Origin of the sequence: Aquirufa rosea, assembly GCF_004118285.1 — a bacterium.
Lineage (GTDB): Bacteria > Bacteroidota > Bacteroidia > Cytophagales > Spirosomataceae > Aquirufa > Aquirufa rosea.
Genome location: NZ_SDHY01000001.1, coordinates 462,417 through 479,242, shown reverse-complemented (window position 1 = coordinate 479,242; position 16,826 = coordinate 462,417). Strand labels below are relative to the sequence as shown.

Here is a 16,826-nt window from a genome sequence, read left to right as displayed (position 1 = left end):
ATTATTGAATTCTTTGTCTTACGGCTTCATAGATTATGACGCCCGCTGCCACAGATACATTCAATGAGCCAACCTGTCCTGCTTGTGGAATGGAAGCTAATTCATCCGCTTTACGAATCAATTCATCGGAGATACCATCTTCTTCAGAACCTAATATGATGGCTGCAGGCTCTTTGAAGTCCTTAGAATAGACAGAATCTTTCGTTTTTTCTGTACAAGCAATCACCTTAAGTCCAGAATTTTGAAGAAATTCTAGTGTCTGGACTAAATTTTCCTCCCGACAAACAGGTAAAAAGTTCAGTGCACCGGATGAAGTTTTCATGGCATCAGCATTGATTTGCGCCGCTCCCCTAGAAGGAATCACGATGGCATGAATTCCGGCACATTCAGCCGTACGAGCAATGGCTCCAAAATTTCGAACATCCGTTATTCGATCCAAAATCAGAATCAAAGGTGTTTCACCCTTTTCAAAGGTGTCCGCTATAATGTTTTCTAATTTGGCATAATGAATGGCAGATACGAAAGCAATTGCACCCTGATGATTTTTACGCGTTATTCTATTGAGTTTTTCAATAGGTACTTTTTGTACCTGAATTCCTTTCTCTTTGGCAAGTTCAAGTATTTCAATATTCCCAAGTTCCCTTTGTACCAATAATCGATCAATTTCCTTTCCAGCTCTTAGAGTTTCTAAAACAGACTGTATGCCAAATACAAATTCTTTATTATCTGTTTTGGGGGTAGTGAAATGCCTAAATGCTTTTTTGAAAGGCTTGGGATTTTGCTCGAATGACACGTTGAATGGAATAAAATGTAGAACAAAGTTCGGCATTTTTTTTTGTTTTTCTTTCAACCGCCCGTATTAGTGTTATTTCATAAGCCGGAAAGTGAGGTTTATTCTCAAATTTTTAACCTTTTTAGATTTAGCTAATGCGTGTTTCCAATAGTCCTGCGTGCATCCTTGCATATTAATTAATTGCCCATTCTTTAAGTCCAAACTTATTTTTTCCCCTGTCTGAAGGTGTTTAACATCAAATCTTCTGGTACTTCCTAGACTCAAAGATGCAATGCTTGAATGGGTAACTATACTTTTTTCATTGTCGGCATGCCATCCCATTCCTTCATTTCCGTCATGATATAGATTGAGCAAACAGGCATTGTAATTAGCCCGGCAAAGATTTTCAACTCGGGATTTTATTTCTAGTAAAAGGGGTGTCCAAAGGTGGGCAGTTTTAGTACTACCAGAGTATTGATAATTTTTTCCAACGTCACCATACCATGCCACCATGCGTGAAGTTTGATATACTCTTCCAAACAGCTTAACCTGATCATGCTTCCATGCAATGCTTTCTAGCATTTGCTCCATGATCTTATATGCTTCATCCTGCTCATAGATGATTCCATGGTCATACAATTCTCCGTCAAAAGGAAGTAAATTTTTCATTGGATGAATAAAATTAAAAAATCCTGACCTTCATAGAAAATCAGGATTTTAATCTTAGCCCGAAATCATTATGTATGATTTAGCTATGATGTATGGTGGTTAGGTATTATTCTCATTTAGGTGTAAATATTTTTTTATGTTTTCTACATAGGTTTCAAAGGCAATTTTCCCCTTTTCAGACAGACTAATGATGGTTAATGGGTAATTGTTTTTGTAAGTTTTCTCTATGTAGATGTATTGTGCTTCATGCAGTTTTTTAAGTTGGTGGCTCAAATTACCTTGCGTGGTTTGTGTTTCTTTTAATAAATCATTGAAGTGCGCATGTTTAACTGTTAGTAAAATAGACATAATAGCTAATCTTACAGGAGAATTTAATAAAGGATCTAATTCATTAAACATGATGAGTGATCAGATTGGGCAAAACATTTCCCACAATCATGCATGTCCCATTTAGGAGTAATTGTTGATGAAAGGGGATAAATAAACAATAGATTGCACCTAGTCCTAACATAATTCCAGATATAATGAATATTCGGTTTTTCATTAAAAATCCAGAAATATTTGTTCCTGTTCCCACACAAATCAAAAGATAGGGGAATGGGCTTATTTCATTAAACAAAGCTACAAAGAGCGATAAACCCATGGCTATGTATAAGGTAAACCACATGGTTAGGACAAAATGGTTATAATAACTCAAAGAAGACTTTTTGCTGGATAAACCCCAAATTATACTTAATATGAATCCAATACCAGGAAAAAAAATCCAAGGGGAATACCAAGGCAAGGGAATCAGATTGAGTTGAATGGCATATTGGGAGAAACTAGCGATGGCAATCAGTAAACCCCAAAGGATATAGAATTTTCTTTTAATATGGTAATCTTGACGGGTAGATAAAACTACTTTTTGAATAATTGCCAAGCTCTCGTTGGGATTTAATAAAGTTTTAGGCATTGTTATTAGCGGTTTAGTGTTTACAATATTAATGTAGTTTGTATTTCAAACCAAATTTTTTCAAAAAAAATATTTATTTGATTATTCCTACCTTTGTATGCAAATTCAATCATATGTATAAAACTACCGAAATAGCCTCTTCCGAAATTGCTTCTGATAATCCCATCCATCAACGACTTTTATTTCCCTATCTCCATGTAAGTCATTTAGTATCAGGAAATGTGTTGGAGATAGGTTGTGGAACGGGAAGGGGAGTAGGGGTTTTAGCTCCACAGGTAAGTCATTATACGGGAGTAGATAAAAACACTGAATTGATGGATGAATTGAGTAAAAAATATCCCTCCTTTCGATTTATAGACATGTTTTTGCCTCCTTTAAAGGATTTGCCTTCTGATCATTTTGATTTTGTAATCACTTTTCAGGTGATAGAGCATATTGAAAATGATGATTTTTTCCTTCAAGAAGCAGCACGTGTTTTAAAGCCGGGTGGAAAGCTCTATTTGACCACCGTTAATAAGAAATTCTCGCTAACTAGAAATCCATGGCATGTACGTGAATATGATGCCCATAGCCTCGAAAATTTGATGAAAAAGCATTTTTCTACTGTGATTACTGAAGGAATTCACGGAAATGCAAAAGTGATGGAATATTATGAAGAGAATAAAAAATCCGTGCAAAAAATTACGCGTTTTGACATCTTCAATTTGCAATATTTATTACCAAGAACCTGGTTACAAGTGCCTTATGATATAGCTAATCGCATGAGTAGACTGATTGTTTCCAAGGCAAATAATCAACTAGTTGATTCTATTCAGGTAGAGGATTATTCACTCAATCAGACTCCAGATTCTTCTTTTGATTTCTTTTATACAGGAATAAAATAAGCCTATGGAATTTATTGATCCAGCCATTGATGCTTATTCCAGGGCATTTTCAAATCCAGAAAGTGATTTATTGAAACGACTTTCTAGAGAGACACATGCCCAAATTTTACAGCCAAGGATGCTTTCTGGGCATTTGCAGGGTCGTTTTTTAGCATTGCTATCTTCATTGCTTCAACCTAAATTAATTGTTGAAATAGGAACATATACGGGTTATTCAGCCTTATGTTTAGCAGAGGGTTTAGTGGCAGACGGTAAGTTGATTACCATCGATATCAATGAGGAATTGGAAAGTTTTACCCGTTCTTTTTTCAATCAATCTCCTCTTACTGCACAAATTGATTATCGTATTGCTGATGCGCAAGATGAAATTCCCAAGATTCATGACACAATAGATTTAGTATTTATTGATGCAGATAAACGTAAATATGGGCTCTATTTTGATTTAATTGTTGATAAGGTCAGAAAAGGTGGATTAATTATTGTGGACAATGTACTTTGGAGCGGCAAAGTAGTGGATGAGTCTGCCAAAGATAAATCTACCCAAGCCTTACGCGACTTTAATCAAAAGTGTATGGACGACCCCCGAGTAGAGAATTTATTGCTCCCCTTGCGAGATGGCTTGTATATTCTTAGGAAAATCGATTAGGGTTTAACTTTCAATTGCTGTCCCACTTGAATTTTAGGGTTTTTCCCCAATTTGTTCCAATCCAATAGGTTTTGAACTGTTATGCCATATTGTGAAGCAATTCTGAACAGGGTTTCACCTGATTTAACTAGATGGATTGAAGTTGAATTTGTTTTTTCCCTAGCAATAGAAATTGCCTTTATCTCAAGACTTGAACTGATTTTTTCAGCTGCTTTACTAATCGGATTTTCTACAGGGGTAGTTTGGCTAGGTGTATAATCCTTTTCTGAATTTTCTGAACGTATTGTAATTTCTCTACTGACTGCAGGGTCTATGTAATCACTTCCTGTGTTGCTTTTGATCCTTACTTTAGGTTCATCTGATTCTGTCTTTTCAGGTTTCTCTATCTTTTCAATTCTTTCAGTTGGAGTATTAACCATCACCGGTTCTTTTTTTGCTTTTTCGTCTAACTGCTCAGCAATGAGTTCTAACATGGGAATTTTTCTTGATACTTTAATTTTTTGCCCCAAATTAATGGTAGAACTCATATCAAGCCCATTTATTTTGACCAAATCAGGCAACTTCATGTCGTATTTCTTCGCGATAGAAGTCAAGCTTTCGCCAGCTTCCACGGTATGCCAACGCATTTCCACTTTATCGCTTAAAATAGGTTTATGTTTTTTCTTAGGGTAAAGAGCTTCCTGAGGTACTTCTTTTTCTACGTATAATTTGTTGGTATCAATGGAGGCAGTCAAAACAGTGTTTTGTGCTGCCATACTAACAGGTCCTTTCGATTCAAAAATGGACACATTGGAAGGGTGGTAAAGCGTATATTCTTTGTCTTCAGGCACCCAATCTTTTAAAACCCAGGAATTATATTTTTTTAAATCGTCATAACTAACTTTCCATTCATCAGATAATTCCATCAAATTTTTACCCTTCACCTGGGTGTAGGTAATCATACTAGGAGCCGCAGAAGTATTGTTTTCCTCTGAATTAAGTTGTAATTCTGTTTCCCAAAAGTGTTTGTAGGCTAAAAATCTGAGCACGTACCAGTCTGTACTGGAGTCCACTTCAATCAGGGATTTACCAGACCAGTCGGTCGCCAAAGGCATTTTTTTCAAAGTGCCTAGTCCTAGTCGATAAGATAAAAGCGTGCTTAACCAGTTATCAAGTACGGTATTATTGCGTGATAGATAATTAACGGCTCCTTTGGTTGCTTCCATGATATGTCGCCTTTCATCTACCTCTTTATTGACTCTTAGTCCCACATCTTTAGCCGTTTCTAGTTTAAACTGCCAATAGCCTACGGCATTGGAGGTAGAAACGGCATTAGGATTGAGCGAACTTTCTTGCACGCATAGGTATTTAAAGTCTTCAGGTATATTTCCTTCCTTTAAAATTGGTTCAATTAACGGAAAAAATAAACGCATTTTTTCTTTCATCATCCCCACAAACTTTTTGTTTGCACCTAACATAGCCCACTCTTTCTCCAAAATAGATTTGGCAGAGGGATGCACCGCTACTTTTAAATTTCCTAAGCTTAATGTATCTGTTGGAGTACGTGCAATAAGAGAATTAGATATGTAGCAAGAAAGCCACAAAAAAAGAAAAAGTAGCTTTTTTTGAATCATATAGGAAAGATAAAATGCCGATTTACACTCGGCAGTTAATTTGTTGTAAAATTACCAAATAATATCATTCAACGCTTGCCTCTAGGGATTATTGCTAAAATTGCTTTTGTAAAATTGCATGAGAATATCTTTACCTTTGTGAAAAATTGATCAAATGATATTAATTGACGATACAGTTATCAGTGAAGATGTGGCAGATGAGTTCTTTGTGTGTGATTTAAGTAAATGTAAAGGGGCTTGTTGCGTGGAGGGTGATTTGGGTGCTCCGTTGGAAGAAGAAGAACTCAGTATATTAGAAGGCATTCAAGAACAAATTGCTCCTTATTTATCCGAAGATGGGAAAGCGGTGATTAAAGAAGTTGGAACTTGGGTAAAGGATGAAGATGGCGATTATTCCACACCAGTCATCCAAGGAAGAGAATGTGTTTATGCGTATTATGATGAAAAAAAATATTTAAAGTGTGGAATAGAGCAGGCGTATTTCGACGGAAAGATTGATTTTCGGAAGCCTATTTCATGTCATTTATATCCAATTAGGATTGCTAAATTAGCTGAATTTCAAGCACTTAATTACGATCGATGGTCGATATGTTCTGATGCTTGTTCACATGGTAAGCAATTAGGGGTACCCATTTACAAGTTCCTTAAGGAGCCCCTAATCCGAAAGTTTGGTGCTGCCTGGTATCAAGAATTGGAAAATGAAATAGAGGAAAGAAATATTTCAAAATAATCGTTTGTATCATCAATTGTATGAGCAGCAACCAACTAAATTCTTTTGATGCCATTTATCAGGTGGTTCAATTGATTCCACATGGACGAGTGACATCTTACGGTGCCATTGCAGCTTATTTAGGGATGAAGGGTGGTGCTCGGATGGTGGGATGGGCTATGAATGCTTCCCATACATTACCAGATGTTCCCGCTCATCGGGTAGTCAATCGAAATGGTTTATTGACAGGGAAACATTTTTTTGGAGGCGATCGAATGCAAGAATTATTGGAGGCTGAAGGCTTGGTGATTCGAGAGGATAAAATCGTGAATTTTCCAATGCATTTTTGGGATCCTTCGCAAGAATTACAGATCTAGTCAATTTGATTTAAGAATTTTTTACCTCCTAACATTCTCATTTGTCGCTGAATGGTGGCCGTTCTTCTTTGCACGTAATTAGAAGGATTTTCAATGGAGAAACGAATCGGATTAGGTAATACTGCAGCAATTCGGGCGGCTTCAGCTTTACTTACTTCCAAAGCAGAGTGGCCATAATACCGTCTGCAGGCTGCTTCTACTCCGAAAGTCATTTTACCTGTTTCGGCTACATTGAGGTACACTTCGATAATTCTTTTTTTGCCCCAAATTATTTCAATCATGAAGGTGAAATAGGCTTCTAATCCTTTTCTCAAATAACTTCTTCCTTGCCATAAAAAGACATTTTTTGCTACTTGTTGGGAAATGGTACTAGCTCCTTTGATGCGCTTGCCTTTCATATTGTGCCTCATGGCACCCCACATGGCTTCAAAGTCAAAGCCACTGTGCTCAGGGAATAATTGGTCCTCCGAGGCGATAACTGCCAAGGCACAGTTTTTATCTATTTCAGAATATGGTGTCCAATTGGAATAAATCTTACTGGGCTTTCCCTCTAGTATGGCATCTATTTTCCGACTGGCCATGGTTGGGGTGAAGTAAATGGGAACAAATTTGAAAAGCAAAATCATGACTAGGGATGCAATCCATGAATAGAAGGCAAACCAAGCCAATTTGATTAAGTATTTTTTGAAAGTTGAAGTAGATTTGGCAGAAGGATTGGCATTGACTTTTCCGAATTTAGACGATTTTGTTCCCAGTCGAGCCTCTTTCGTTAAGTCAATTCTTTTTGCCATGGAATAGTTTAGGTTAAATAGATTGCAAAAATACAATCTTAATTGACATGCTTGTTTAAATTAAAAAAATATCGCCACTCAATTTGTCGGCGATTAATTTACCTGAATCAGTTAGGATTAAATGGCCATTTATTTCCTCTGCAAACTGCCTATTTTTCCAGTTTTCCAACACCTCTTGAGGGAAGGCTTGATTCAATTGTTGGTACGTATTTTTTACGTACGCCAAATCAATTCCCCACATGGTTCTTAATCGGGTCATGATATACTCGTTGATTCGATTTTCAGGACTCAGTTGCTCTTGCTCAAAAAATCCTTTACCCTCCTTAATCCCTTGTATATATTTTTTATTGTTGGCTATATTCCACTGCCTGCTGTGCAGGTTAAAACTATGGGCTGAAGGGCCAATGCCTAAGTATTCTTCTTGATTCCAATAGCTAGAATTATGCTGAGAATAGCGCTTATTTTTAGCAAAATTGGATATCTCATAGGCCTCAAAATGCGCGGATTTTAGTAATTGGTGACTTAATTCAAAATGACCTGCCATCTTAGATTCGGGTGTTTCAGTCAATAATCCTCTTGATTTTTGTTTACCAAATACTGTTCTCGACTCTATGGTCAGGCTATAAGCCGAAATGTGTTCTACGCCTAAATCAATGGCCTGTAAGATGTCCTTTTCTGTATCGACTAACTCATGCTTGGGTAAACCATAAATAATATCAATGCTGATATTTTCTAATCCCGCATGTTGTGCGTTTTTAACTCCTAGAATGGATTGTTGCGAGCAATGATTTCGATGTAAAAACTGAAGGCTTTCTTCGTTAAATGTCTGAATTCCAATGCTTAATCGATTGACTCCTAATTGTTTGAGTAACTGAATGTATTCGGGGTTTAAATCTTCTGGATTAGCCTCGAGGGTGATTTCAGCCTGAGGATTTACTGTAAATAAGCGGTGTATTCGATCAAATAATTGATGTAATTGTTCGTCAGAAAGTAGGGAGGGAGTACCACCTCCCAAATAAATGGTTTCTAGGTTTATATTGGAAAGGTAGTCCTTTTTTCTATCTAACTCATGAAGCATGGCTTCCAGCAGTTCATCCTTTTGAGATAATTGTGTAGAAAAATGGAAGTCACAATAATGACAAGCCTGTCGACAAAATGGTATGTGCAGATAAAGGTGCAAAACTTTTGTAGGCTAAGGTTCAAAGATGAGGTAGCTAAGTTGGTCTGGAACAAACATCTCTTGAGCCAATGATTGTAATTTATCTGAAGTGATCTCGTCGATTTGCAAGAATAACTCATCTAAACTTTCGATTTTTTCCCTGTCTAACAGGTTTTTAGCCATCATGAGCATGAAATTCAAATTTCCTTCCTCTGCCATGGCCAACTGACCTTTCAATTGAGATTTGATTTTTTGTAGGGCTGGAGCAGACAAAGTTTTTTGTTGCAATTTGTCAAATTCCCGCATGATGAGTTTCAAGGATTTATTCACTTGGTTGGGTTCAGTACCAAAATATATGGCCCAAAAACCTGAATCTATATACGAGGTAAAACTTGCCTCAATGGAGTAAACCAATCCATGCTTTTCTCGAACGGAAACGTTTAATAGGGAGTTCATACCAGGGCCGCCCAAAAGATTTATGAGCGTGAAAAAGGCCATTCTGTTCGGATTGGCAATTTCGAAGGATTGTCTTCCTAATGCCACATGTGATTGCGTAACACCGCGTTTAACCACTTTTCTCTCAGGTAACATGGCTTGAGGTGCAGTTCTTTTTAATTGTTGTTTCTTGGCTGTTATATGTCCTAAATGCTTTTCAGCCCATTGAAATACCTTTTCATGAGGCAATTTGCCGATGGAAGAAAATACGATGCGAGAGGTATCCATATTTCTCTCAATGAATTCGTATAAATCCTTAGGCTGGAACCCTTGTACGGTTTGGTTAGTGCCCAAGATATTCATTCCAAGCGAGTGGTTAGGGAATAATAATTCATCAAAATCATCTTGGATGGCATCTTCAGGAGAATCATAATACATGGACATTTCTTCCAAAATTACGCTTCTTTCCTTCTCTAATTCTTTTTGTGGAAAGGTCGAGTGAAAAGTGATATCCGCTAATAATTCCAGGGCTCTTTCGTAGTATGGAGTCAAAACGGAAGCATGAAAACATATTTTTTCCTTGGTGGTATAGGCATTTAACTCACCTCCAATGATTTCCAAGCGGTTGATAATTTGGATGTTATTCTTCTTTTGGGTGCCTTTGAAGGCCATGTGCTCCCAAAAATGTGCAATACCTTGTTCTGCTAGATCTTCGTCTCTACTGCCTATGTCTAACATGATTCCCACATGCGAAATTTCTGTATGAACTACTTGCCTGTGGACCAGTATTATGCCATTGGAAAGGGTTCGTGTTTGAATGGAATTCATGTATTTTCTTCGATAAAAATGTCCCAAATTTAACTAATTTTATGGCCATTTCATCCATATTTTTTTGATATGCCCACGCATTCTAAGGTTCTTTTAATTCAAACAGCTTTTTTAGGTGATGCCATTTTATCAACTGCCTTGTTGGAGAAGATTAGAATGCAATCTCCTGAAACAGAAATTCACTTATTAGTTAGAAAAGGAAATGAATCTTTATTCAAGGCATACCCCTATCCCAATTTGAGTCGAGTTTGGACCCATGATAAGTCCAAGAAATGGGCTTCTTGGTTGGAATTACGCCGCGATCTTTCCCAAGAACGCTTTGATGCCGTGTACGTCATTCAGCGTTTTTTCGGAATGGGTCTTTTGAGTTTATCCATTGGTGCCAAACGGGTGATTGGTTTTGATAAAAATCCACTATCCTTATTTTTTACGGAAAGAATCAAACATGAGTGGGGTAAAGGAAAGCATGAGGTTGTTAGAAATATTGCATTGGTGAGTTCTTGGCTTGGGGATAAAATCTATAAACCTTATTTAATGGCTCAACCTATCATGCTGGACCCTGTTTTAAAAAAGAAGGAATATATCTGCATTTCCCCGGGTTCTGTATGGGAGACGAAGCGTTTACCCATTCGAAAATGGATTGAATTCATTCGAATGTTGCCTGAGGATCAAGTGGTGGTCTTGATGGGTTCGCCGGGTGAAGTTGATTTATCTAATCAAATAGCTTCGGCTTTTGAAGGAATGAAACGCATAGTTTTGAATGAAACGGGCAAACATGCCCTTTTAGCATCAGCTTATATTTTTCAAGAAAGTAGGATGAGTTTTGTCAATGACTCAGGTCCTATGCATCTTTGTTCGGCTGAAAATGTACCTACAGTGGCGGTTTTTTGCTCCACTATTCCTGATTTTGGATTTGGTCCATTAGCCGATTGGAATCGAGTGATAGAAACCAAGCAAAGCTTAACCTGTAGGCCATGTGGAGACCATGGGAAAAAACATTGTCCTCTACAGCATTATGCTTGTGGTGAAAGTATTGAAGCGCAGGCTTTATTGGGCGCTTACGAAGAATATTTAAGCTTTGGAGGCCAAAAGGTATAAAACGGCCATTCTCACTGCTACTCCATTTTCTACCTGATCCAAAATGATGGAATGCGGAGAATCTGCAGCATCAGAACTTAATTCCACTCCGCGGTTGATTGGTCCTGGGTGCATCAAGACGATCTCTTTGGGTAATTCATCCAACATTTTTCTGGTAATGCCAAAGAACTGTGCATATTCTCTTAACGAAGGGAAATATTTGATTTGTTGGCGTTCCAATTGAATACGCAGTACATTGGCGGCATCACACCAGGCCAACGTATCTTTGACATCGTGTGAAACTTGCACACCTAGGCTTTGTATGTACTTAGGAATCAAGGTGCTAGGGCCACAAAGTCGAACTTCTGCTCCTTGTTTTTTCAAGGCATAAATATTGGAAAGGGCCACTCGGGAATGAAGTATATCTCCAATGATGGCTATTTTTTTGCCTGCCAAATCTCCTAATTTTTCACGCAAAGAAAAGGTGTCTAATAAAGCTTGGGTAGGGTGTTCATGAGTGCCATCTCCGGCATTGATGATATTGGCCTTGATGTGTTTGGATAAATAATGTGGAGCACCCGGACTAGCGTGGCGCATCACAATCATATCCACCTTCATGGCTAAAATGTTATTGACGGTATCGAGTAATGTTTCTCCTTTTTTGACAGAACTTCCGGAAGCCGAGAAATTGATGGTATCTGCTGAAAGTCTTTTTTCCGCTAGTTCAAAAGATAGTCTGGTACGAGTAGAGTTTTCGAAAAATACGTTGGCTATGGTTACATCGCGCAAAGAGGGAACTTTCTTAATGGGTCTGTTAAGAACCTCCTTAAATTCTTTGGCCGTTTTTACTATCAGGTCAATGGATTCAGCATCCAGGTCTTTAATTCCTAATAAATGTGGCGATTTTAACATAGTTATTTCATCATGGATGAGTGATTAGCCAAATTTTATCTGCATCATGGCCTTGTTCAGTCCATTCTACAAGCACTTTTTCTGTGGAAAGCGTATTGACACTCTTGCCCACGTAATCGGCATTTATGGGTAAATCTCGGTTATATATTCGGTCAATGAGTACACACAATTCAACTTTAGCGGGTCTGCCAAATGCCGTCATGGCATCTAGAGCTGCGCGAACCATACGTCCAGTAGCCAGCACATCATCTACTAAAATGACCCGCTTATTTTCAATGATAAAGGGAATGTGAGTGCTGTTTGGAGAAACAGGATCTCTTCTTCTGAAATCATCTCGATAAAACGTGGCATCTAATTGGCCAATTGGGGGCGTTTCTGGAAGATGTTTGCTTAATTCCTTGGCGATTCTTTCGGCTAAAAATATACCTCTTGGCTGTAAACCTAAAATGACAGTTTCAATCCCTTGAATTTGATTTTCAATGAGCTCTTGGCATAACCTGGAGATGGTTATTTCCAACAGAGGACTGGATAAAATCAGCTTGCGAGTCATTTTTACAAAGGTAGCATTTTTGACAAATCTATTTTAGAAGATTACTTCAGATACTTTAAAAAACGGTAATATTTGGTCTTTTTCCGATACGATGGGATTTTCAACTCCCCAATCGATGGCTAAGCTAGGGTCATTCCAACGTATTCCTGATTCAGCTTCTTTATTCCAGAAGTCGGTGCATTTATATACAAATATGGTTTCTTCCAAGGCAATGAATCCGTGGGCAAACCCAACGGGAACATACAGCATATTGCCTTTATCTGCTTCCAGCAAAAATTTTTCATGCTGACCATAGGTTGGAGAATCATGTCGTAGATCTACAATGACATCCATGACCTTTCCAGTCATGCAACGAACTAATTTACCTTGTCCGTGTGGATTTTTTTGAAAATGTAAACCTCGAAGTACCCCTGGAATAGAGAAAGAATAATTGTCTTGAACAAAATCTTCTGAGATACCATTGGCAGAAAATAATTTTTGATTATAGGACTCATAAAAATGTCCTCTGTCATCAAAAAATTTAGTTGGAATACATTCAATAACTCCTGGGAGTTGGTGTTTTAAAAATTGCATAAAATGGAGATCGTGATTGCTTTCCTCTTTTTTTGATATTGTATGGAAAGAACTTAATTTGCGCCAAAATTATTCATATTTCGGCATTTAAACAATGTCCAATTTTAAACTCCATGAATTCAATTGAATTAGTTAAGCAAATAGAAAATAAGCGCTCATTTTTATGTGTAGGTTTAGATACTGACATCGATTTGATTCCCAGCAAATTTCGATTGGAAAAAGATCCTATTTTCACATTCAATAAAGCTGTAATTGATGCCACGCATGCCTATGCAGTGGCTTATAAACCTAATATCGCTTTCTATGAAGCTATGGGACCTCAGGGTTGGGAAAGTTTACAAAAGACCATGGAGTATGTTCCTAAAGATGTTTTTACTATTGCTGATGCCAAGCGAGGTGATATAGGAAATACTGCGCTTAAATATGCTCAAACATTTTTTGATCCTCAATCGAGTGGATTAAATTTCGATTCACTGACAGTGGCACCCTATATGGGAAGAGATTCGGTAGAGCCTTTTTTAACTTACCCTGATAAATGGGTTATATTATTAGCCCTGACTTCCAATGTGGGTAGTCATGATTTTCAGATGACCAAGTCAGAGGATTATATGCCTTTATATGAGCGTGTGATGCGTACCGCCATGAGCTGGAGTTCTCCTGAGCACTTGATGTTCGTAGTTGGGGCGACGCGCTCGGATTTTTTGCAGAAAGTACGTGAAATAGCACCCGATCATTTCTTTTTAGTTCCTGGAGTGGGGGCTCAAGGTGGAAGTTTAGAAGATGTGGCAAAATATGCTATGAATTCACGCGTGGGTTTATTGGTAAATTCCTCCCGTGGAATCCTTTATGCCGGAGATGATACGAGTGTTTCTGCTGCTCGTGAGGCCAAAAAGATTCAGGAAGAAATGGATAGGTATTTGGATGAATATAGGAGGTAAATGTTGAATGGTGAATGGTAAATGGTGTTTGGTTTATAAGTAATTGATTATCATTTGTTTAACTTTTATGGGTGAGTTTGTTTTGAAAATTTGACTTTCTGTTTAAAGTATGTGTGTAATTCATTATTTCAGATTTATTGGTAAAAAATTACTTATATAATCGTTTAGCTTACTTATACAAAATTTAATTAAAAATCTATATTCAATATTTCATCACTTACCATTTATCATTCACCATTTATCATTCACCATTTATCATTCACCATTTATCATTTACCATTAACCATTTACCATTCACCATTTACCATTTATTTATGGAACTCTCCATCTCCACACCTGCCTTATTATTTTCTACAGTTTCTCTGTTAATGATTGCCTTCACCAATCGATTCATGTCGATGGCCTCTTTGATCAGGGATTTACACGTGAAGTTTCAGAAGAACCCGGAAGACGCCATTTTTAAGCAAATTGAGAATCTTCGACTGCGCATGAAACTGATTCAGTCCATGCAGATCATCGCCATCATTAGCTTATTGTTGAGCGTTATTTGCATGTTCCTACTTTTTATGAAGGAAGAAATGATAGCCAGGTGGTTTTTTGGGATTGGCTTAATAGGGATGAGTTTGGCTTTGAGTTTAAGTGCTTGGGAGATTACCATTTCTACCAAAGCCTTGGAAGTTGAGCTCTCTGATATGGAGGATATCATTGCCAAACGAAAGTAAATCCAAGTTTATTTTAATTAATTATTCGAATAGTGAAAAATATTTTTTGTTGCTATTTAATTATTGAATATTAGTGTTATTTTTGTGTACAATTTCAATGAAAAATAAGACGAAATTGTATTTAAATAGAATCAACCATTAAAAATACTACTTAGGCGGATTGAATAAAGGCTCGGAATTTTTCTGAGTCTTTATTGTTTTTAGGCTTTTAGTATTATTGCTGCCATAGGAGGCAGGTTCAGAGAAATAGAAAATGCCTTGCCTTGCCAATTGATTTCTTCTGTCATCACAGCTCCTGAAATTGGATAATTACTTCCTCCAAATTCAGACTTATCTGAGTTGAAAATTACTTTCCAAATGCCAGGTAGAGGAACTCCGATTCGATAGTTTTCACGAGGAGCAGGAGTTAAGTTCAAAACGACTATGACTTGTTGCTTTGCTACTTCCCCTTTTCGTAAAAAGGTGATGACTGAATTACCTTGGTCATTGGATTCAATCCATTCAAAACCTTCGTGTGAGAACTGCTTGCTATGAAGAGCAGGTTCATCTCGGTATAATTGATTGAGGGCCTTGACGGTCGACTGAATGCCTTTATGGTAATGATTTTCTAATTCATGCCAATCGAGGGATTGATTATGGTTCCATTCTTCTTTTTGGCCAAATTCACCACCCATGAATAAGAGTTTGGTACCTGGGTGGGTGAATTGCTCGGATAGTAAGACGCGGAGATTGGCAAATTTCTGCCATTCGTCTCCAGGCATTTTATTCCAAAGGGAATTTTTTCCATACACTACCTCGTCGTGAGAAAGAGGTAGGCAGAAATTCTCGGAGAATGCGTAAATCAGCGAGAAGGTTAAATCATTTAAATGGTATTTTCTATGAATGGGATCTTTGTGGAAGAAATTGAGGGTATCATTCATCCAGCCCATCATCCATTTTTGTCCAAAGCCTAATCCCCCTTGAAAAACAGGCTTGGTTACTCCTGGAAAAGAGGTGGACTCCTCGGCAATCATTTGAATATCAGGGAATTCTCCATACATATGTACGTTGAGATCCTGTAAGAAGGAAATGGCCTCCAAGTTATGGTTTCCGCCATAAATATTGGGTTCCCATTCTCCATCATTTCTGGAATAGTCTAAATACAACATGGAAGCTACGGCATCTACGCGCAAGCCATCAATGTGGTAACGATCCAGCCAGAAGGCAGCGTTCGATAAAAGAAAACTTCTAACTTCGTTTTTGCCGTAATCGAAAATGTAAGATTGCCAATCAGGATGAAAGCCTCTTTTAGGGTCTGGATGCTCATATAAACAGCCTCCATCGAAATTTCTTAATCCATGTTCATCACCAGGAAAATGGGAGGGAACCCAGTCCAAAATGACGCCAATGCCTGCTTGGTGCAAACTTTCAATAAGGGTCATGAATCCTTGTGGGTCTCCAAAACGAGAAGAGGGAGCGAAGTATCCAGTGATTTGATATCCCCAAGATGGGGCATAGGGATGCTCCATCACGGGCATGAATTCTACGTGGGTGAAGCCCATTTCTTGGACATACTTCACAAGTTTTTCACTTAAGTCTTGGTAGCTTAGGTAATCATTTTCTAAAGTTTTTTGCCATGAACCCAGATGTACCTCATATATGGAAATAGGTGCTTGAAGGGAATTCTTTTGTTTTCTCTCATGCATCCAACTTTGATCCTTCCATTCTTTGTAGGTGTTCCAAACAATGCTAGCTGTTTTGGGAGGGGTTTCACAGAAAAGTCCCATGGGGTCTAATTTCTCTAAGATTTCACCCGTTTTACTTTTGATCCAATATTTATAGGTTTCACCTGTTTTTACCTGCGGTATAAATCCTTCCCAAATGCCTGAGGAATCCCAACGGGGATATAGGCCATGGGCGTTAGAATCCCAATAATTGAAATTTCCTACTACAAATACGGATTCGGCATTGGGGGCCCAAACGGAAAAGAAGGTACCAATTTCCCCATCGAGTTCTATCTCAAAGGCGCCCAGTTTTTCATATAGACGGGTATGTTTACCATTTAAAAATAGTGCAATATCAAAATCAGAGAGTAGAGAATGAGGTTTAACGATAGCCATAATTCGATGGGTTTCAATGCAAAAGCTAAAATAATAAAATTAAATTGATTAAAACCCGCTTTTTTTTTCATGCAGTATTTGAATTTTTCGAGGAAACGCGTACCTTTGTGCCACCAAAAT

At 37.8% G+C, this 16,826-nt stretch carries 19 protein-coding genes; 7 read left to right on the top strand and 12 right to left on the bottom strand.

Annotated elements, in window-relative coordinates; translation table 11 throughout:
• Position 1: 1 nt before the first annotated feature.
• The 4 genes from rlmB to ESB04_RS02130 all read right to left on the bottom strand — a co-directional run bounded on the left by rlmB (position 2) and on the right by ESB04_RS02130 (position 2,393).
• Entirely contained in the window at positions 2–793 is a 792-nt protein-coding gene (rlmB, locus tag ESB04_RS02145) for a 23S rRNA (guanosine(2251)-2'-O)-methyltransferase RlmB (RefSeq protein ID WP_235832159.1), read from the bottom strand.
• A 72-nt stretch (positions 794–865) separates the two neighbouring features.
• Positions 866–1,441 (bottom strand): alpha-ketoglutarate-dependent dioxygenase AlkB family protein, encoded by a 576-nt coding sequence (locus tag ESB04_RS02140; RefSeq protein ID WP_129025776.1) that lies wholly within the window; start codon positions 1,439–1,441, stop codon positions 866–868.
• A 99-nt stretch (positions 1,442–1,540) separates the two neighbouring features.
• Positions 1,541–1,840, bottom strand: coding sequence for a winged helix-turn-helix domain-containing protein (locus tag ESB04_RS02135; RefSeq protein ID WP_129025774.1), 300 nt, complete (start codon positions 1,838–1,840; stop codon positions 1,541–1,543).
• Positions 1,833–2,393, bottom strand: a complete 561-nt coding sequence (locus ESB04_RS02130) for a hypothetical protein (RefSeq protein WP_129025772.1) — start codon at positions 2,391–2,393, stop codon at positions 1,833–1,835. The genes ESB04_RS02135 and ESB04_RS02130 overlap by 8 nt, the downstream gene beginning before the upstream one ends.
• Before the next feature lie 113 nt (positions 2,394–2,506).
• Between ESB04_RS02130 and ESB04_RS02125 the strand changes: the two genes are divergently transcribed.
• Both ESB04_RS02125 and ESB04_RS02120 read left to right on the top strand, forming a co-directional pair.
• Positions 2,507–3,277 carry a class I SAM-dependent methyltransferase gene (locus ESB04_RS02125; protein ID WP_129025770.1) on the top strand — a complete coding sequence of 257 codons (771 nt, stop codon included), beginning with the start codon at positions 2,507–2,509 and terminating at the stop codon, positions 3,275–3,277.
• Positions 3,278–3,281: 4 nt separating this feature from the next.
• Positions 3,282–3,923, top strand: a complete 642-nt coding sequence (locus tag ESB04_RS02120) for an O-methyltransferase (protein WP_129025768.1) — start codon at positions 3,282–3,284, stop codon at positions 3,921–3,923.
• On the opposite strand, the gene ESB04_RS02115 is transcribed toward ESB04_RS02120, so the two are convergent.
• A complete protein-coding gene (locus ESB04_RS02115; RefSeq protein ID WP_129025766.1) occupies positions 3,920–5,536 on the bottom strand; it encodes a LysM peptidoglycan-binding domain-containing protein in 1,617 nt (538 codons plus the stop codon). The two genes, ESB04_RS02120 and ESB04_RS02115, sit on opposite strands and share 4 nt — an antisense overlap.
• 154 nt (positions 5,537–5,690) lie before the next feature.
• Here ESB04_RS02115 and ESB04_RS02110 point away from each other — a divergent pair, with 154 nt between their 5' ends.
• On the top strand, positions 5,691–6,266 hold the full coding sequence (locus tag ESB04_RS02110; protein WP_129025764.1) for a DUF3109 family protein: 576 nt from the start codon (positions 5,691–5,693) through the stop codon (positions 6,264–6,266).
• Positions 6,267–6,286: 20 nt separating this feature from the next.
• Positions 6,287–6,622: an MGMT family protein gene (locus tag ESB04_RS02105; protein WP_129025762.1), complete on the top strand. Its 336-nt coding sequence runs from the start codon at positions 6,287–6,289 to the stop codon at positions 6,620–6,622.
• On the opposite strand, the gene mtgA is transcribed toward ESB04_RS02105, so the two are convergent.
• From mtgA to ESB04_RS02090, 3 genes are read right to left on the bottom strand one after another with little or no spacing between them, the layout of a single operon-like run.
• Positions 6,619–7,413 carry a monofunctional biosynthetic peptidoglycan transglycosylase gene (mtgA, locus tag ESB04_RS02100; RefSeq protein WP_129025760.1) on the bottom strand — a complete coding sequence of 265 codons (795 nt, stop codon included), beginning with the start codon at positions 7,411–7,413 and terminating at the stop codon, positions 6,619–6,621. The genes ESB04_RS02105 and mtgA overlap by 4 nt on opposite strands.
• Positions 7,414–7,468: 55 nt before the next feature.
• Positions 7,469–8,593, bottom strand: coding sequence for a radical SAM family heme chaperone HemW (hemW, locus tag ESB04_RS02095; RefSeq protein WP_129025758.1), 1,125 nt, complete (start codon positions 8,591–8,593; stop codon positions 7,469–7,471).
• 12 nt (positions 8,594–8,605) lie between these two features.
• Positions 8,606–9,835: a M16 family metallopeptidase gene (locus ESB04_RS02090; protein WP_129025756.1), complete on the bottom strand. Its 1,230-nt coding sequence runs from the start codon at positions 9,833–9,835 to the stop codon at positions 8,606–8,608.
• A 69-nt stretch (positions 9,836–9,904) separates the two neighbouring features.
• Here ESB04_RS02090 and ESB04_RS02085 point away from each other — a divergent pair, with 69 nt between their 5' ends.
• Positions 9,905–10,933 (top strand): glycosyltransferase family 9 protein, encoded by a 1,029-nt coding sequence (locus ESB04_RS02085; protein ID WP_129025754.1) that lies wholly within the window; start codon positions 9,905–9,907, stop codon positions 10,931–10,933.
• On the opposite strand, the gene ESB04_RS02080 is transcribed toward ESB04_RS02085, so the two are convergent.
• The 3 genes from ESB04_RS02080 to rfbC are packed head-to-tail and all read right to left on the bottom strand — an operon-like array spanning position 10,907 to position 12,947.
• Positions 10,907–11,824, bottom strand: a complete 918-nt coding sequence (locus tag ESB04_RS02080; RefSeq protein WP_129025752.1) for an aspartate carbamoyltransferase catalytic subunit — start codon at positions 11,822–11,824, stop codon at positions 10,907–10,909. The genes ESB04_RS02085 and ESB04_RS02080 overlap by 27 nt on opposite strands.
• A 10-nt stretch (positions 11,825–11,834) precedes the next feature.
• Entirely contained in the window at positions 11,835–12,374 is a 540-nt protein-coding gene (pyrR, locus tag ESB04_RS02075) for a bifunctional pyr operon transcriptional regulator/uracil phosphoribosyltransferase PyrR (protein WP_129025750.1), read from the bottom strand.
• Positions 12,375–12,407: 33 nt separating this feature from the next.
• Positions 12,408–12,947 (bottom strand): dTDP-4-dehydrorhamnose 3,5-epimerase, encoded by a 540-nt coding sequence (rfbC, locus tag ESB04_RS02070; protein WP_129025748.1) that lies wholly within the window; start codon positions 12,945–12,947, stop codon positions 12,408–12,410.
• Between the two features lie 113 nt (positions 12,948–13,060).
• Between rfbC and pyrF the strand changes: the two genes are divergently transcribed.
• Both pyrF and ESB04_RS02060 read left to right on the top strand, forming a co-directional pair.
• On the top strand, positions 13,061–13,885 hold the full coding sequence (pyrF, locus tag ESB04_RS02065; RefSeq protein ID WP_129025746.1) for an orotidine-5'-phosphate decarboxylase: 825 nt from the start codon (positions 13,061–13,063) through the stop codon (positions 13,883–13,885).
• A 314-nt stretch (positions 13,886–14,199) separates the two neighbouring features.
• Positions 14,200–14,607: a DUF2721 domain-containing protein gene (locus ESB04_RS02060; RefSeq protein ID WP_129025744.1), complete on the top strand. Its 408-nt coding sequence runs from the start codon at positions 14,200–14,202 to the stop codon at positions 14,605–14,607.
• A 200-nt stretch (positions 14,608–14,807) separates the two neighbouring features.
• On the opposite strand, the gene glgB is transcribed toward ESB04_RS02060, so the two are convergent.
• Positions 14,808–16,706, bottom strand: a complete 1,899-nt coding sequence (gene glgB, locus ESB04_RS02055) for a 1,4-alpha-glucan branching protein GlgB (RefSeq protein ID WP_129025741.1) — start codon at positions 16,704–16,706, stop codon at positions 14,808–14,810.
• Positions 16,707–16,826: the final 120 nt, after the last annotated feature.

Coding starts and splice junctions, on each gene's coding strand:
- ESB04_RS02140 (WP_129025776.1), bottom strand. CDS start 1,441: ATGAAAAATTTACTTCCTTTTGACGGAGAATTGTATGACCATGGAATC.
- ESB04_RS02135 (WP_129025774.1), bottom strand. CDS start 1,840: ATGTTTAATGAATTAGATCCTTTATTAAATTCTCCTGTAAGATTAGCT.
- ESB04_RS02130 (WP_129025772.1), bottom strand. CDS start 2,393: ATGCCTAAAACTTTATTAAATCCCAACGAGAGCTTGGCAATTATTCAA.
- ESB04_RS02125 (WP_129025770.1), top strand. CDS start 2,507: ATGTATAAAACTACCGAAATAGCCTCTTCCGAAATTGCTTCTGATAAT.
- ESB04_RS02120 (WP_129025768.1), top strand. CDS start 3,282: ATGGAATTTATTGATCCAGCCATTGATGCTTATTCCAGGGCATTTTCA.
- ESB04_RS02115 (WP_129025766.1), bottom strand. CDS start 5,536: ATGATTCAAAAAAAGCTACTTTTTCTTTTTTTGTGGCTTTCTTGCTAC.
- ESB04_RS02110 (WP_129025764.1), top strand. CDS start 5,691: ATGATATTAATTGACGATACAGTTATCAGTGAAGATGTGGCAGATGAG.
- ESB04_RS02105 (WP_129025762.1), top strand. CDS start 6,287: ATGAGCAGCAACCAACTAAATTCTTTTGATGCCATTTATCAGGTGGTT.
- mtgA (WP_129025760.1), bottom strand. CDS start 7,413: ATGGCAAAAAGAATTGACTTAACGAAAGAGGCTCGACTGGGAACAAAA.
- ESB04_RS02090 (WP_129025756.1), bottom strand. CDS start 9,835: ATGAATTCCATTCAAACACGAACCCTTTCCAATGGCATAATACTGGTC.
- ESB04_RS02085 (WP_129025754.1), top strand. CDS start 9,905: ATGCCCACGCATTCTAAGGTTCTTTTAATTCAAACAGCTTTTTTAGGT.
- ESB04_RS02080 (WP_129025752.1), bottom strand. CDS start 11,824: ATGTTAAAATCGCCACATTTATTAGGAATTAAAGACCTGGATGCTGAA.
- pyrR (WP_129025750.1), bottom strand. CDS start 12,374: ATGACTCGCAAGCTGATTTTATCCAGTCCTCTGTTGGAAATAACCATC.
- rfbC (WP_129025748.1), bottom strand. CDS start 12,947: ATGCAATTTTTAAAACACCAACTCCCAGGAGTTATTGAATGTATTCCA.
- pyrF (WP_129025746.1), top strand. CDS start 13,061: ATGAATTCAATTGAATTAGTTAAGCAAATAGAAAATAAGCGCTCATTT.
- ESB04_RS02060 (WP_129025744.1), top strand. CDS start 14,200: ATGGAACTCTCCATCTCCACACCTGCCTTATTATTTTCTACAGTTTCT.
- glgB (WP_129025741.1), bottom strand. CDS start 16,706: ATGGCTATCGTTAAACCTCATTCTCTACTCTCTGATTTTGATATTGCA.